Genomic DNA, 15,467 nt, shown 5'->3' with positions numbered 1-15,467 from the left:
CGGGCCTGAGCCCGCGCTCTTAGACTTGCCGGCATTCACAGGCCGGGAGTCGGAATGCCACAAGGGTTCATCGGAAAGGCGGCGCTCGTCGTCGGCGCACTCTGGGCGGTGGTGGGTCATGCCGCCACCATCACCAGCGTGAGCCCGCAGGGCGAAGTGGCGCAGGTTCGCCAGATCACGGTGAAGTTCTCTGAAGCGGTCGTGCCGTTCGGCGACCTGCGCCTGCCCGACCCGATGAGCGTCGCCTGCCAGGGCGTGGTGCCCAGCGGCGCGGGCCGCTGGGCCAACGACCGGGTCTGGCTGTACGACTTCAGCGAGGCGCCCGGCCCGGGCACCCGTTGCACCTTGAAGGCGAGAGGCGACTGGAAGCCGAGCAGCGGCACGCTGACCGGCGTCACCGAATACAGCTTCACGACCGGCGGCCCGGCGGTGATCTCGATGCAGCCCTACGACGGCGGCCAGATCGACGAAGACCAGTTTTTCCTGCTGCGCCTGAACGGCGCGGCCGTGCCGAGCGCGGTGCTGGCCAACGCCTGGTGCGAAGTCGAAGGCATCGGCGAACGTTTGCCGGTGCGCATCGTCGACGGCGAGCCGCGCGCGCAGTTGCTCAAGGCGCGCAACATCAACAACAAGGCCCAGGCCGAGCGCACGCTCGTGCTCGGCTGCACGCGCCCTTTGCCGAACGGCAGCGCGGTGCGCTTCATCTGGGGCAAGGGCATCGGCGCGGCGGCCAACCCGAAGATCTTGACCAGCGCCGAGCAGCGCTTTCGCTTCACGGTGCGGCCGGCCTTCACGGCCGAGTTCTCGTGCGAACGCGAGCGCGCCAACGCGCCTTGCCTGCCGATCCGCCCGATGAGCCTGCGCTTTTCGGCGCCGATCTCGCGCGAAGCGGCGGCCGCCGTGCGGCTGAAGGCAGCCGGCGGAGAAACCTTCAAGCCGGTGTTCGACAAGGACGACAAGGCCGTCGAGCTCAGCGACATCAGCTTCCAGAAACCGCTGCCCGAGAACGCCACGTTCACGGTCGAGCTGCCGCGTGATCTGAAAGACAACGCGGGGCGCGCGCTCTCGAACGCCGCGAGCTTTCCGCTCAAGGTGGCGACCGGTGATGCGCCGCCCATCGCCAAGTTCGCCGCGGCGCCCTTCGGCGTGATCGAGCTGAACGCCGAGCCGGTGCTGCCCGTCACCTTGCGCCACGTGCAGGGCGACATGCGGCCGGCCGCACCGGGCGGGCAGGTGCGCGTGCGCCGCTTGCAGACCGACGCCGACATCCTCGCGTGGTACGCGCGGCTGCGCCAGTACGACGACGGCCAGCTCTCGGCGCGCGAAGCGGGGCTGCCCGAGAAAGACTGGTATTCGTTCGAGGAGACGACGAATGCGCAGGGCCGCAAAGTGCGCCAGCGCATCGAGCGCTACGTGGCCACGCGCGAACTCTCGCTGCTGAACAAGGACGCTGCGGCGAAGCGGCTCGACCTGCCGCAACTCGCGGGCGGCGACCCGCGGCCGTTCGAGGTCGTCGGCATCCCCTTGCCCGAGCCGGGCTACCACGTCGTCGAGATCGAATCGGCACGCCTGGGCGAATCGCTGCTCGACAAGAAAGCACCGATGTTCGTGCGCACCGGCGTGCTCGTCACCAACCTCGGCGTGCACTTCAAGCTCGGGCGCGAGAACAGCGTGGTGTGGGTGACCTCGCTCGACCGCGGCCTGCCGGTGGCGGGCGCCGACGTGGTGGTCAGCGACTGCAACGGCCACAAGCTGTGGGCCGGCCAGACCGACGCGCAGGGCATCGCCCGTGCGGCCCAGGCTTTCGACACCCGCTTCGACAAGTGCCTGGCCGACAGCGGCCTGTTCGTCAGCGCCCGGAAGGCCGACGCCAAGGGCGTGGTCGACACCACGTTCGTGTTCAGCAGCTGGCAGAAAGGCATCGAGGCCTGGCGCTTCAACGTGCCGACCGGGCGCGGTGCCGAGCCCGACGCGCGCGCGGCCACGGTGTTCGACCGCACGCTGTTCCGCGCGGGCGAAACGGTCTCGATGAAACACTTCCTCCGCTTCGAAACTTCGACGGGGCTGGCGAACGCGAAGCCCGACGAGCTGCCGACGCGCATGAAGATCGTGCACGAAGGCACGGGCCAGGAATTCGTGCAGCCGCTGCAGTGGAACGGCACGCGCCACGCGGTCTCGGTGTGGAACATTCCTGCCGCTGCCAAGCTCGGTGTCTACAACGTGCTGCTCGAACGCGAGACCGGCAGCGAGAACCGGCGCCGGCAGTGGACGAGCGGCAACTTCCGCGTCGAAGAGTTCAGGCTGCCGCTGGTCGACGCGCGCCTGAGCGGCCCGAAGGCCGTGGCCGTGGCGCCGAAGGAGTTGCCTCTCGAGCTGCAGCTGAACTACTTCTCGGGCGGCCCGATGGCGCAGGTGGCGGCGCGCGCCAGCGCCGTGCTCAGGAGCCGCGCGACCAGCTTCACCGGCTACGACGAGTATTCGTTCGAGCCGCCGCGCGATGCCGCCAAGGCGCAGAGCGGCGGCGAAGACAGCGAATCCGAAACGAGTGCCAGCGACAGCAGGCTCGTCGCCGACAAGTTGCCGCTCACCACTGACAAGAATGGCGCCGCGAGCTTCACGCTGAAAGACTTGCCCAAGATCACGCGGCCGAGCGAAGTCAGCGCCGAGGTGACCTACAACGACCCGAACGGCGAAGTGCTGACCATTGCCAGCAGCGTCCCGCTCTGGCCGAGCGCGGTGGTGCTGGGCGTGAAGACCGGTTCGTGGGCGAGCAGCCGAGGCAAGGTCAAGTTCACCGTGCTCGCGCTCGACACCAAAGGTGCGGCGCTGAAGGGCCAGAGCGTGGACGTGCGCGGCCGCCTGAGCCAGACCATCAGCACGCGCAAGCGCATGGTCGGCGGCTTCTATGCCTACGACAACCGCACCGAAGTGAAAGACCTCGGCGCGCTGTGCAGCGGCAGCACCGACGACCGCGGCCTGCTGCTCTGCGAAGCCGAACTGAGCAACGCCGGCCAGGTCGAGCTGATCGCGAGCGCTCAAGACGCGGCCGGCAACCCGGTGCAGGCCGCCAGCAGCGTGTGGGTCACGAAACAGGGCGAGCTCTGGTTCGCGCAGGACAACGACGACCGCATCGACGTGCTGCCCGAGAAGAAGCGCTACGAACCCGGCGAGACCGCGCGGCTGCAGGTACGCTCGCCGTTCCGCGAAGCGACCGCGCTGCTCGCGGTGGAGCGTGAAGGCATCATCGAATCGCGCGTGATCACGCTGCGCGGCGACGACCCGACCATCGACCTGAAGATCGAGAAGACCTGGGGCCCGAACGTGTACGTGAGCGTGCTCGCGCTGCGCGGCCGCATTCGCGACACGCCCTGGTATTCCTTCTTCACGTGGGGCTGGAAGGAGCCGCTCGCCTGGGCTCGCAGCTTCTGGTACGACGGCCGCGAGTACCAGGCGCCGACGGCGATGGTCGACCTGGCCAAGCCGGCGTTCAAGCTCGGGGTGGCCGCGCTGCAGGTGGGCATCCGCGCGCACGAGCTGCAGGTGAGCGTGGTGGCCGACAAGCCGCAGTACGCGGTGCGCCAGAAGGCGAGCGCGCGCATCAAGGTGCAGTTCGAAGGAAAGCCGGTGGCCGGCGCCGAGGTGGCGTTCGCGGCCGTCGACGAAGGGCTGCTTGCCCTGCGCAGCAACGACTCGTGGGACCTGCTGAACACCATGATCCGCCAGCGTGCCTGGGGCGTGGAAACGGCCACGGCGCAGAGCGAAATCATCGGCCGCCGCCACTACGGCCGCAAGGCCGTGGCGGCAGGTGGTGGTGGCGGGCGGGGCAGCACACGCGAGCTGTTCGACACGCTGCTGGTGTGGAAAGCGAGCGTGGTGCTCGACGCCAACGGCGAAGCCGTGGTCGAGGTGCCGCTCAACGATTCGCTGACGAGTTTCAAGCTCGTGGCGATCGCCGATGCGGGCACACAGCAATTCGGCACCGGCAGCACCAGCATCCGCGTGACGCAAGACCTGCAGTTGCTCTCGGGCCTGCCGCCGCTGGTGCGCGAGGGCGACAGCTTCAACGCGATGCTGACGCTGCGCAACACCACGGCGCGCGAGATGAAGGTGCGGGCCACGTTGCAGGCTGTGGCGAATGCGCCCGCCGCCGCGGGCGGCGAGATCGCGCGCACGCCGCTGGCCTTCGCACCGCAGGACGTGGTGCTGGCCGCAGGCTCGGCCAAGGAGATCGGCTGGCCGGTCAGCGTGCCGGCCGACATCTTCAGCGTGAGCTGGGAGGCTGCGGCCGAAGAGCAGGGTGGCGCCGCGGCGCCCGAGCGTGCCAAGGACCGGCTCAAGGTCACGCAGCTCGTCTCGCCCGCCGTGCCGGTGCGTGTGCTGCAGGCCACGCTGCAGCAGCTCGAAGGCAGCTTCAGCTTGCCCGTCGCCGCGCCGGGCGACGCGCTGCCCGAGACCGGCGTGAAACGTGGCGGCATCGTGGTCGGCGTGCAGCCGAAGCTCAGCGGCGCGCTGCCCGGCATGCGAGGTTTCTTCGAGACTTACCCTTTCATTTGCCTGGAGCAGAAGACCTCGAAAGCCGTCGGCCTGAAAGACGCGGCGCTGTGGAGCGCCGTCGCCAACACCTTGCCGACCTACCTCGACAGCGACGGCCTGGCGAGCTACTTCCCGCCGCGCGCTGAAGACGGCCCGCGCGGCAGCGACAAGCTCACCGCCTACGTGATCGCGGCCACGCACGAGGCCGGCTTCGAGCTGCCCGCAACGACACGCAGCGCCATGCTGGATGGCCTGACCGCGTTCGTCGAAGGCCGCATCGAGCGCAAGTTCTGGTCACCGAAAGCCGACCTCGACGTGCGCAAGCTCGCGGCCATCGAAGCCTTGTCGCGTCATGGCCGCGCGCAAGCGAAGATGCTCGGCTCGATCAACCTCACGCCGAACGTCTGGCCGACGGCCGCGGTGATCGACTGGCTGCGCATCCTGAAAAAGGTCGACGGCATTCCGAACGCAGCAAAACGCATCGACGAGGCGAACCAGATCCTGCGCAGCCGCCTCACCTACGCCGGCACCACGCTGAAGTTCAGCAACGAAGAAGACGACTTCTGGTGGTGGCTGATGGACAGCGCCGACGCCAACGCGGCGCGCCTGATCCTGGCTGTGCTCGACGACCCTGCGTGGAAGGACGACATTCCGCGCCTGGTCGTCGGCTCGCTCGGCCGCCAGCGCGGTGGTGCGTGGCTCACGACCACAGCCAATCTCTGGGGCTCGCTCGCGCTCGACAAGTTCTCGGCGAAGTTCGAATCGGTGAAGGTGGCGGGCCGCACGACGGCCGCACTCTCGGCAGCGAGCGGCGCCGTCGATTGGGCGAAGAGCATCGAAGGCGGGTCGATCAAGCTCGCGTGGCCCGCGCAGCCTTCGTCGTTGACGGTGGCGCAGGAAGGCAGCGGCAAACCCTGGCTCACCGTGCAAAGCCTGGCCGCCGTGCCGCTGAAAGCGCCGATTCGTGCCGGCTACAGCGTCGTGCGCAGCGTGATCGCGGTCGAGCAGAAGGACAAAGCCAAGTGGTCGCGCGGCGACGTGCTGCGCGTGCGCCTTGAGGTCGATGCGCAGAGCGACATGACCTGGGTCGTGGTCAGCGACCCGGTGCCCGGCGGCGCGACGATCCTCGGCTCGGGCCTGGGCCGCGATTCGGCCATCGCCAGCGGTGGCGAGAAGCGCGCCGGCAACGCCTGGCCCGCGTTCGAGGAGCGCAGCTTCGAGGCCTTCCGCAGCTACTACGAGTATTTGCCGCGCGGCAAGCACGTCATCGAATACACCGTGCGGCTGAACAACCCCGGCAAGTTCGCGCTGCCGCCGACACGCGTGGAAGCGATGTACGCGCCCGAAACCTTCGGCGAAGCGCCGAACGCGGCGCTCGAGGTCGGGCCATGAGTTGTCGGGCCTTGAGATGGGCGCGCGGCGTCGCCGTGTTGTCGCTCGCTGCCTGCGCAGCGGCCGCGCAGGCACTGCCGACGTTCGCCGAAGTCAAGGCAGCGCATCGGCCTTCCGACATCACGCTGCTCGACCGCCACGGCGTTCCGATCCAGACCTTGCGTGCCGACAAGACCGTGCGGCGCCTGCCCTGGGTGCCGCTGGCCGACATGTCGCCGGCGCTGCTGCAGGCCATCGTGCTCAGCGAAGACCGGCGCTTCCACGAACACAGCGGGGTCGACTGGAGCGCGGTGGCGCGCAGCGCCTGGGGCAATGTGTGGAACCAGAAGACCCGCGGTGCGTCGACCCTGACGATGCAGCTCGCCGGGCTGATCGACGAAGGCCTGGCGCGCCCCGCCGCCGGCCGCAGCGTGGTGCAGAAGATCGGCCAGGCGCTGACCGCCACGCAGCTCGAGACCCGCTGGAAGAAGAGCGAGATCCTCGAGGCCTACCTGAACTCGGTGCCTTTCCGCGGTGAGATCATCGGCATCGACGCGCTGGCGCAAACGCTGTTCGGCAAACACCCGAGCGGGCTCGACGCGCAAGAGGCCGCACTCGCCGCGGCTTTGGTGCGCGGCCCGAACGCGCCGGCCGCGACCGTTGCGCAGCGGGCCTGTGGTGTGCTTCAGCTTCAGGCCATGGGTTGCACCGGTGTGCTGGCCCTGACCGAAACCGCGCTCGCCCGGCGCGGCGGCATGCCACTCGGCGAACAGCTCGCACCGCACTTTGCGCGCCAGTTGATCGCCGCCGACGGCGCCGCCACGCAACGCAGCACGCTCGACGCCGGCCTGCAGCGCGTGGCGGTCTCTGCCTTGCGCCGCCAGCTCGCCGAGCTCAGCGGCCGCAACGTCGAAGACGGCGCACTCGTCGTGCTCGACAATGCCAGCGGCGAGGTGCTGGCCTGGGTCGGCTCCAGCGGCGACTTCTCGGGCGCGGCGCAGGTCGACGGCGTGCTCGCGCGGCGCCAGCCGGGCTCCACGTTGAAGCCCTTCGTCTACGAGCTCGCGTTCGAGCAAAAGCTCATCACGCCGGCCAGCCTGCTCGACGATTCGGCCGCGCAGATCGAAACCGCCGGCGGCCTGTACCTGCCGCAGAACTACGACCGCGACTTCAAGGGCTGGGTCAGCGCGCGCACCGCGCTCGGGGCGAGCCTGAACGTGCCGGCCGTGCGCGTCGGCGCGATGCTCGGGCCTGAGGCGCTGGTGCAGCGGCTCAACGCGCTCGGCCTGGCGTTGCCACAGAGCGGTGGTTTTTACGGCAACGCGCTCGCGCTCGGTGGCGCTGACGTGACGCTGCTCGCGCTGACGAACGCCTACCGCGCGCTGGCCAATGGCGGCATGTTCACGCCGGTGGCGCTCCGGGGTGCACCCACACAGGCCACGCCGTCGCGTGTCGCCGACCCGGCCGCGGTGTACCTGGTGGCAAACATCCTGGCCGACAACAACGCGCGCGTGCGCACCTTCGGCCAGACCAGCCTGCTCGCGACGCGTGGTTTCGCCGCGGTGAAAACCGGCACCAGCAAGGACCTGCGCGACAACTGGTGCATCGGTTTCACCGAGCGCTACACCGTCGGCGTGTGGGTCGGCAACGCCAGCGGTGCGGCGATGCACGACGTGAGCGGCATCAGCGGCGCAGCGCCGGTGTGGCGCGCACTGGTCGAACACCTGCACCGCGGCCGGCCGTCGGCGTGGCCGGCCATGCCGGCGGGTGTCGTGCGCGAGCAGGTGGCGTTCGATGCGGCCCGCGAGCCGGCGCGCGAAGAGTTCTTCATGCGCGGCACCGAACAAGCCCGGCAAACGGCCGGCACGCAAGTGGCGAACGCGCGGCGCTACGGCATCACGAGCCCGCGCGACGGCAGCCTCTTCGCGATCGACCCCGACATCCCGCCGGCTGCTCAGCGCATCCGCTTCGAAGGCGAGCATGGCGCGTGGGTGCTCGACGGCAAACGCCTGGGCAGCGCCAGAGAGTGGTCGTGGGCGCCGTGGCCCGGCCGGCACGAACTGAAGCTGCTCGCCGCCAATGGCCAGGCGCTGCAGACGGTGCGTTTCGAAGTGCGCGGGGCCGAGGCGCGCAACGCTCGGCCTGGCAAACGCTAGCGGCTGAAGATGCGCTCCATCGCCGCGTCGATCACCATGCCGCACAGGCTGTAGAGCAGCGAGCCGATCAGCGCCGCGGCGAAACCGCTGACCTGAAAGCCGTCGAGCATCGACGCCGCGAAATAGAACATCAGCGCGTTGATGATGAACAGGAACAGGCCCAGCGTGACGATGGTGACCGGCAGCGTCAGCAGCACGAGGATCGGCCGCAGCAGCGTGTTGAGCAAGCCCAGCACGAAGGCCGCGATCATCGCCGAGCCGAAGCTCGTGATCGTGACACCGGGGTAGAGGTAAGCCACCAGCAGCAGGGCGGCGGCCAGAAGAAGCCAGCGAACGATGATTTTCATGCCGAAAGAATAGCGCGCAAACGCGACGACGCGCCGGGATAGCGCGCGGCACCGCATTTCCGTGGGCGCGGCAGGTATTTCAACACGAATCATTCGCATTTGTGTTAAATTTGTTGAAGAACTTGCCGCGCGCCTTGTGGCGTCGCGCTTCGACACCGTCTCATGAGCCCCCCGACCTTTCCGCTGAACCCCGTGGCCGCCGGCATCGCGCCGCCGCCGAGCTATCGGCCGCCGCCCCTGCCGCGGCCGGGCGACGGCGCCGACGGCCTGTCGCCGAACCAGCGCCGGCTGATGGTGGTGGCGATCCTCGCTGCGCACGTGGCCGGCGTGTGGGGCTTGTTGCAGGTGCAGCAGGTGCGTGACGCCGTGCGTGAAGCCGCGCCGATGTTCGTGGACCTGCTCGCCCCGCCCGCGCCACCCGCCCCGCCACCACCGCCTGCGCCGCAGCCGATCCAGAAGAAGCAGACGCCCGCGCCGGTGATCGCCGCGGCACCGAGCCCGGCGCCCGCCGCGTTCGTGGTGCCGGCCCCACCCGAAGCACCGCAGCTGCCCACGCCACCGGCGCCTGTCGCCGTCGTCGAAACGCCCCCGGCGCCGCCAGCCCCGGCACCGGCGCCGGAGCCGAAGATGATCCCGGCCTCGGCCATCCAGTACCTCGTGCCGCCCGAACCCGAGTACCCGCGCCTGTCGCGCCGCAACGGTGAAACAGGCACGGTCATCGTGCGTGCTTTCGCCGACGAAGCGGGCATGCCGCACCAGGTGCAGGTCGAGAAGTCGTCCGGCTTCGTGCGCCTCGACGAAGCCGCGATGGCCGCGGTGCGCAAGACCCGCTTCAAGCCCTACACCGAGAACGGCAGGCCCGTGGCCGGTTGGGTCCGCATGCCCTTTCCTTTCGAGCTGGAGAAGTGAATCGTGAACGCAGACGCTGCAAACCTGGGCTTCGGCCACTTCATCGCGCAGAGCGACGTGGTCGGCAAGACCTTGCTGGTGATCCTGATCGTGATGTCGATCGCCTCGTGGGCGATCATCGCGATCAAGGGCGCTTCGTTGCTGGCGCGCAAGAGCCGCAGCAACACCTTCCTGAACTTCTTCTGGAACGCGACTTCGCTCGACGCGGTGGCCGGTGAGATCAGCACCCACGGCGCGCACGACCCGTTCTCGCACCTCACCGCGCACGCCATGCAGGCGCAGGCGCACCACGCCAAGTACGGCGCAGCCAAGCTGGAAGAGGCGGGTTCGTCGAGTGAGTTCGTCACGCGCACCATCAAGAAGGTGCTCGATGAAGAAACCACGCGGCTCGAGAACGGCCTGGCGGTGCTGGCCACCGTGGGTGCCACCGCGCCGTTCGTCGGCCTGTTCGGCACGGTCTGGGGCGTGTACCACGCGCTGGTGGCGATCGGCATGAGCGGCGCCGGCACGCTCGACAAGGTGGCCGGCCCGGTCGGCGAAGCGCTCATCATGACGGGCCTGGGCCTCGCGGTCGCGATCCCCGCGGTCATGGGCTACAACTGGCTGACGCGCAGCAACCGCGTGATGGCCGCCAAGCTCGACGCCTTTGCCTACGAGCTGCACACCTTCGTGTCGATGGGTCAGGCGCTCGGCCACGGGGCCGAAGCCGTACCGGCCGCCAACGTGCGTGCCATCCCGGCGCGACCGGCCACGGCCTGAAGCGAGGGCACGAACCATGGCCTTCGCCAGTTTCGATTCGAAGAGCGCCAGCGCGCCGATGTCCGACATCAACATGGTGCCGCTGATCGACGTGATGCTGGTGCTGCTCGTCATCTTCATCATCACCGCGCCGCTGCTCACCCAGGCCGTGAAGCTCGAGCTGCCCAAGGCGAGCTCGCAGGTCAACGACCTGCGGCCCGAGAAGATCGAATTCGCGATCGACGCCGCCGGCCTTCTGTACTGGAACGGCGAGACCGTGTCGCGCGCCGTGGCCAGCCAGCGTTTCGTGGAAGAAGGCAAGAAGCAGCCGCAGCCCGAAGTGCATCTGCGCGCTGACCAGGCCGTGGCCTACCGCTTCGTGGCGCAGACGCTGGCCGACGCGTCGAAGGCGGGCCTCACCAAGGTCGGCTTCATCAGCGAGCCCGAAGCGGCGCGCTGAAGCCATGAGCCAGAACACGCCGAACCCGGACGACACGCCCGCAGGCGCCGCGGCCGCGCCTGCCGTGCCGGCCGCTGCCGCGCCGCGCCCGGCGGCACCTTCGACCACCGTGAAGATCAGCAGCGAAAAACTGTTCGCTGGCGCACTCGAAGTGCAAATCGACCACCACGGTGCGCTCTACCGCCTGAAAAAAACATCGCTCGGGAAACTGATCCTCACCAAGTAGCGACCCCTTCACCCATAACAAAGACACCGCACCAGCCCGCCCGTCGCCAGCCCGTGCCCAACCCCAAGGAAAACCACGTGCTGCGCCAAACAAGAAAACCCCGCTCCCCGCACCGCCCGCCGACACCGGCCGTGGTGCCGGCCGCCACACCGCCTTCGCGCCTGCTGCCGCTCGGCGCTTTGGCTGCCGGCTTCGGCCTGTTCAACGTGGGCGCGTTCGCGCAGACGGCGCCGGCGCCGGCCGCTGCTGCGTCTGCGCCCAAGTCCGAAGCGACCTTGCCGGCGATCCCGGTGAAGGCCAAGGTCGAGACCGACGCCAACTCGGTGCGCGCCACCACCTCGACCATCGGCAAAGGCAACCAGGAGCTGCGCGACATTCCGCAGTCGGTGACCGTGATCACCGAGAAGCTGATGGACGACCGCCGCATCGACACGCTGAAAGAAGCGCTGCACCAGACCGCCGGGGTGACCTTCCTGGCGGCCGAAGGGGGCGAAGAAGACATCCGCCTGCGCGGCTTCTCGCTGGCGGCGAGCGGTGACATCTATGTCGACAGCCTGCGCGACCCGGCCTTCTACGAGCGCGACACCTTCAGCTTCGAGCGCATCGAGCTGCTGCGCGGCTCGGCCTCGATGCTGTTCGGGCGCGGTTCGACCGGCGGCGTCGTGAACCAGGTGAGCAAGCAGGCGCTGCTGACCAACGTGAGCCAGGTCGACTTGACCGTCGGCAACGGCAACTTCCTGCGCTTCGGCGGCGACTTCAACATCAAGACGAGCGACACCGCGGCGCTGCGTGTCAACGTGATGAGCACCACCGCGGACGGTGGCGGCGGCAACGACAAGCTCGACAAGCAGGGCCTGGCGCCGACCTTCCGCTGGGGCATCGGCACGAACGACGAGTTCTACGTGTCGGGTTACTACCTGCGCAACAACAACGGCATCAACTACGGCCTGCCGTGGTTGCGCAAGAAGGGTGCCGCCGCCGGCGCGCCGCTGGACTCGAGCGCCAACAACCCGGCCGGCTTGATCGAAGGCCTCGACCCGAAGAACTACTACGGTGCCGCGAGCGACTACAACCAGGGCGGCGCGTCGCTGGCCACCGCCGGCTGGACGCACCGCTTCGACGACGGCGGCGAGCTCAAGTCGGCGATCCGCCAGGGCCGCTACTTCCGCGACCAGCGTGCCGGCACGATCCGCTTCTTCACCAACACCAATGCGGCGAACGGGCCGATCGTCTACGCGCCCGGTTCCGAAGGGCCGACCTACGTGACCGACTCGACCTTGTTGACGCGCGGCACGCAGAACAAGATCCAGGACATGACCACCACCTATGGTCAGACCGACTACAGCAACAAGTTCACCTGGTTCGGCATGAAGAACGAGGTGCTGACCGGCGTCGACGTGGCGCACGAGCAGTTCAACGGCTTCGCGGGCGTGTTGCCGACCGGTGTGGTGCTCGACAAGAACACACCGCGCACGACGATCGGCACGCCGAACGACGGCACCGGTTTTGTCGACGAAAGCCAGCGCCTGGTGCGCCGGCAAGCCGCGTTCGACGCCAAGTCGGTGGGCGTCTACGTGCAAGACCTGGTGCAGGTCGCGCCGAGCTGGAAGCTGCTCGGCGGCTTGCGTTGGGACTACTTCAAGGGCGACTACCGCACCTACCAGAGCGCCAACAGCGCGACCGTGCCGGTCGGCACCGAAACCGCTTCGCGCAACCGCTCCGACAGCCTGTTCAGCCACCGTTTCGGCGTGCTGTTCCAGCCGAGCGACACGCAGTCGTACCACTTCTCGTACGGCACCTCGTTCAACACCTCGGGCGACACCTACCAGTACGACCTGCCCGGTTCGAACACCGACCCCGAAGGCAGCCGCAACTTCGAGCTCGGCGCCAAGCTCGACCTGTTCGAGGGCCGGATGAGCGCGCGCGTGGCGGCCTTCCACTCGAACAAGTTCAACGAGCGCAACCGCGACAGCCCCGACGGCACGCCGCTCGAAGCCTATGTGCTCTCGGGCAAGCGCCACACCGCGGGCCTGGAGTTCGACCTGGCCGGCCGCATCACGCCGGCCTGGGAAGTGTTCGGTTCGTACGCGTGGATTCCGGTCGCGAAGATCGACAAGGGCCCGCCGAGCGGCGTGGCGCTCTCGGGTGAACGTGTCGGCGACCGGCCTTCGCTCACGCCGCGCCACAGCGGCACGATCTGGACCACCTACCAGGTGCTGAGCAGCGTTCGCCTGGGCGCCGGCCTGAACGCGCGCAGCTCGCAGACGCCGAACCGCAACCCGGTCGGCATCGTCGCACCGAGCTTCGTGACCGGTGATCTGCTGGCCGAGTACACGATGAGCGACGCGGTCGGCTTCAAGCTCAACGTGAACAACGTGACGAATAAACTCTACGCCGACTCGCTCTACACCGGGCACTACATCCCGGGCTTGGGCCGCAAGGTCCAGCTCACGATGACCGCGAGGTTCTAGAAGACATGCCGCCCCGGGCCCCGGGGCGGCCCCAGCCAGCCCTGAGGCCAGCCATGCTGCTCCATGTCAAGGAAGTCCTGACCGCCGAAGAACTGCGCGAAGCCCGCGCCATCCTGCAGCGGGCGAGCTGGGTCGACGGCCGCGCCACGTCGGGCGTGCAGTCGGCTCACGTGAAGAACAACGAGCAGTTGCCGCAAGACAGCGCCGAAGCCAAGGCGCTGCAGCAGATCGTGCTCGGCGGGCTGAACCGGCACGCCACGTTCTTCTCGGCGGCGCTGCCCAAGCGCGTGTACCCGCCGTTCTTCAACCGCTACGGTGGTGCCGCCAACACCTTCGGCAACCACATCGACAACGCCGTTCGCTTCATCCCCGGAACGCTCGGCGACCGCGTGCGTACCGACATCAGCTGCACCCTGTTCCTGAACGAACCTGCCGACTACGACGGTGGCGAGCTGGTCGTGGAAGACACCTACGGCGCTCAGCGCATCAAGTTCGCGGCCGGCGACATGGTGCTTTACCCCGGCACCAGCGTGCACCGCGTCGAGCCGGTGACGCGCGGTTTCCGGCTTGCGAGTTTTTTCTGGCTCGAGAGCATGGTGCGCAGCGACGAGCAGCGCCGCCTGCTGTTCGAGATGGACTCGCACCTCATGCGCCTGCGCAATTCCGTCGGCGAAACCGACCCGGCGGTGATCGGCCTGACCGGCACGTACCACAACCTGTTGCGCCTGTGGGCCGACGTCTGAACGCTGCACCTTTCTGATCAACCCCTCGAGGAACCCGTGATGAAACGAACCCTGATCGTCTGCGCCGCCCTGGTCGCCCTGGCCGGAAGCGCCTTCGCGCAACACGCCGAAAAGTGCGACCCGATCCCCAAGGAAGAGTGGAAGCCGCAGGCCGAACTCGAACGCAAGCTCACCAACCAGGGCTGGAAGATCAGCCGCGTAAAGATCACCAACGGCTGCTACGAGGTCTACGGCCGCGACGAGAAGAACGGCAAGGTCGAGGTCTTCTTCCACCCGAAGACTTTCGAGCTCGTCACCGCGCCGAAGTGACGCGCGGCGGATGAAGCGGCCCGCCGTGCCGGCCGTGAAGGTCTGGGACCGTCCGGTGCGCCTGCTGCACTGGACCCTCGTCGCCTCGATCGCGCTCGGCTGGCTCACCACATTTCTCTGGTTCGGCGCGCACCAGCCGGTCGGTTGGGTCGCACTCGTGGCGGTGGTGGCGCGCCTGGTCTGGGGCTTTGCCGGCAGCCGCCACGCGCGCTTCACGCAGTTCGTGCGCGCACCGCGCGCCACCTTCGCCTACCTGCGCCGCATGCAGCGCGGCGATGAACCGCGCCACCTGGGCCACAACCCGCTCGGCGCCTGGATGATCGTCGCCTTGCTGGCGAGCGTGGTCGCGCTCTGCGTGACCGGCTGGCTCTACACGACCGATGCGTTGTGGGGCGACGAGACGGTCGAATGGCTGCACCGCGTCTTCGCCTGGGGGCTGCTCGGCCTCGTCGTGCTGCATGTCGGCGGCGTGATTTTCACGAGCCTGCGGCAACGCGAAAACCTCGTGCGCGCGATGCTCGACGGCACGAAGCGCGCACCGCAAGGCGACGACGTGATGTGATCGACACGAGCCCGCGCGATGCGCCAGTGACGCATTGCAGCGACAAAAGCGCGCTTTCCCTCGAAAGAATGCGTACTTTCACAGTGAAAACTTCTTCTCTTTGCCCTATACAGGTATTACCATTCGCTCCGCGCGGTGCTATGGAGAAATGAGAGTCCACGCGGCTCTCGCCCAAACCGAGCACATCAACAACTTACTTGATGGAGAGAATCAACATGGCAACTGCGAAGAAAGCTCCCGCGAAGAAAGCGGCAGCGAAGAAGGCGGCTCCGGCCGCCAAGAAGGCTCCGGCGAAGAAGGCCGCTGCAAAGAAGGCGGCTCCGGCTGCGAAGAAGGCGGCTCCTGCAAAGAAGGCCGCTGCGAAGAAGGCCCCCGCCAAGAAGCGCACTCCCAACGCCGCCTTCATGAAGGCCATGACCCCGAGCGCTGCCCTCGCTGCCATCATCGGCTCCAAGCCGGTGCCGCGCACCGAAGTCACGAAGAAGGTCTGGGAGTACATCAAGGCCAACAAGCTGCAAGACGCAGCCAAGCGCACGATGATCAACGCCGACGCCAAGCTGAAGGAAATCTTCAAGAAGGCTCAAGTGTCGATGTTCGAGATGACCAAGCTGATCAACGGTCACCTGAGCTGAACGGCGCTTC

At 68.1% G+C, this 15,467-nt stretch carries 12 protein-coding genes; 11 read left to right on the top strand and 1 reads right to left on the bottom strand.

The window, feature by feature from the left end; all coding sequences use genetic code 11:
- Positions 1-54 precede the first annotated feature (54 nt).
- Both AC30PD_RS23380 and pbpC read left to right on the top strand, forming a co-directional pair.
- Entirely contained in the window at positions 55-5,925 is a 5,871-nt protein-coding gene (locus AC30PD_RS23380) for an alpha-2-macroglobulin family protein (protein WP_489538108.1), read from the top strand.
- Positions 5,922-8,060: a penicillin-binding protein 1C gene (gene pbpC, locus AC30PD_RS23375; protein ID WP_489538107.1), complete on the top strand. Its 2,139-nt coding sequence runs from the start codon at positions 5,922-5,924 to the stop codon at positions 8,058-8,060. The genes AC30PD_RS23380 and pbpC overlap by 4 nt, the downstream gene beginning before the upstream one ends.
- Here pbpC and AC30PD_RS23370 read toward each other — a convergent pair.
- Complete coding sequence (locus tag AC30PD_RS23370; RefSeq protein ID WP_489538106.1) at positions 8,057-8,407, bottom strand: phage holin family protein; 351 nt, start codon at positions 8,405-8,407, stop codon at positions 8,057-8,059. The genes pbpC and AC30PD_RS23370 overlap by 4 nt on opposite strands.
- A gap of 162 nt (positions 8,408-8,569) precedes the next feature.
- Between AC30PD_RS23370 and AC30PD_RS23365 the strand changes: the two genes are divergently transcribed.
- The 9 genes from AC30PD_RS23365 (at position 8,570) to AC30PD_RS23325 (ending at position 15,457) form a co-directional block, all read left to right on the top strand.
- A complete protein-coding gene (locus AC30PD_RS23365) occupies positions 8,570-9,316 on the top strand; it encodes an energy transducer TonB (RefSeq protein ID WP_489538105.1) in 747 nt (248 codons plus the stop codon).
- A gap of 3 nt (positions 9,317-9,319) precedes the next feature.
- On the top strand, positions 9,320-10,075 hold the full coding sequence (locus tag AC30PD_RS23360; RefSeq protein WP_489538104.1) for a MotA/TolQ/ExbB proton channel family protein: 756 nt from the start codon (positions 9,320-9,322) through the stop codon (positions 10,073-10,075).
- A gap of 16 nt (positions 10,076-10,091) precedes the next feature.
- Positions 10,092-10,514, top strand: a complete 423-nt coding sequence (locus AC30PD_RS23355; protein WP_489538103.1) for an ExbD/TolR family protein — start codon at positions 10,092-10,094, stop codon at positions 10,512-10,514.
- A gap of 4 nt (positions 10,515-10,518) precedes the next feature.
- Positions 10,519-10,740, top strand: a complete 222-nt coding sequence (gene hemP / locus AC30PD_RS23350) for a hemin uptake protein HemP (protein WP_489538102.1) — start codon at positions 10,519-10,521, stop codon at positions 10,738-10,740.
- A 134-nt stretch (positions 10,741-10,874) separates the two neighbouring features.
- On the top strand, positions 10,875-13,211 hold the full coding sequence (locus AC30PD_RS23345) for a TonB-dependent receptor (protein WP_489538101.1): 2,337 nt from the start codon (positions 10,875-10,877) through the stop codon (positions 13,209-13,211).
- Between the two features lie 53 nt (positions 13,212-13,264).
- Positions 13,265-13,954 (top strand): Fe2+-dependent dioxygenase, encoded by a 690-nt coding sequence (locus tag AC30PD_RS23340; protein ID WP_489538100.1) that lies wholly within the window; start codon positions 13,265-13,267, stop codon positions 13,952-13,954.
- 39 nt (positions 13,955-13,993) lie between these two features.
- Positions 13,994-14,263, top strand: a complete 270-nt coding sequence (locus tag AC30PD_RS23335; RefSeq protein WP_489538099.1) for a PepSY domain-containing protein — start codon at positions 13,994-13,996, stop codon at positions 14,261-14,263.
- A 10-nt stretch (positions 14,264-14,273) separates the two neighbouring features.
- Entirely contained in the window at positions 14,274-14,825 is a 552-nt protein-coding gene (locus AC30PD_RS23330; RefSeq protein WP_489538098.1) for a cytochrome b/b6 domain-containing protein, read from the top strand.
- 215 nt (positions 14,826-15,040) lie between these two features.
- On the top strand, positions 15,041-15,457 hold the full coding sequence (locus tag AC30PD_RS23325) for an SWIB/MDM2 domain-containing protein (protein WP_489538097.1): 417 nt from the start codon (positions 15,041-15,043) through the stop codon (positions 15,455-15,457).
- The last annotated feature ends 10 nt before the right edge of the window (positions 15,458-15,467 follow it).

The sequence above is a fragment of the Rhizobacter sp. genome (genome assembly GCF_032229685.1).
Taxonomy (GTDB): Bacteria; Pseudomonadota; Gammaproteobacteria; order Burkholderiales; family Burkholderiaceae_C; genus LMDS01.
Note: the sequence above shows the minus strand (reverse complement) of the source record. Positions and strands in the feature narration are given on the sequence as shown.

Coding starts and splice junctions, on each gene's coding strand:
- AC30PD_RS23325 (WP_489538097.1), top strand. CDS start 15,041: ATGGCAACTGCGAAGAAAGCTCCCGCGAAGAAAGCGGCAGCGAAGAAG.
- AC30PD_RS23380 (WP_489538108.1), top strand. CDS start 55: ATGCCACAAGGGTTCATCGGAAAGGCGGCGCTCGTCGTCGGCGCACTC.
- AC30PD_RS23330 (WP_489538098.1), top strand. CDS start 14,274: ATGAAGCGGCCCGCCGTGCCGGCCGTGAAGGTCTGGGACCGTCCGGTG.
- AC30PD_RS23340 (WP_489538100.1), top strand. CDS start 13,265: ATGCTGCTCCATGTCAAGGAAGTCCTGACCGCCGAAGAACTGCGCGAA.
- AC30PD_RS23335 (WP_489538099.1), top strand. CDS start 13,994: ATGAAACGAACCCTGATCGTCTGCGCCGCCCTGGTCGCCCTGGCCGGA.
- AC30PD_RS23365 (WP_489538105.1), top strand. CDS start 8,570: ATGAGCCCCCCGACCTTTCCGCTGAACCCCGTGGCCGCCGGCATCGCG.
- hemP (WP_489538102.1), top strand. CDS start 10,519: ATGAGCCAGAACACGCCGAACCCGGACGACACGCCCGCAGGCGCCGCG.
- AC30PD_RS23355 (WP_489538103.1), top strand. CDS start 10,092: ATGGCCTTCGCCAGTTTCGATTCGAAGAGCGCCAGCGCGCCGATGTCC.
- AC30PD_RS23370 (WP_489538106.1), bottom strand. CDS start 8,407: ATGAAAATCATCGTTCGCTGGCTTCTTCTGGCCGCCGCCCTGCTGCTG.
- pbpC (WP_489538107.1), top strand. CDS start 5,922: ATGAGTTGTCGGGCCTTGAGATGGGCGCGCGGCGTCGCCGTGTTGTCG.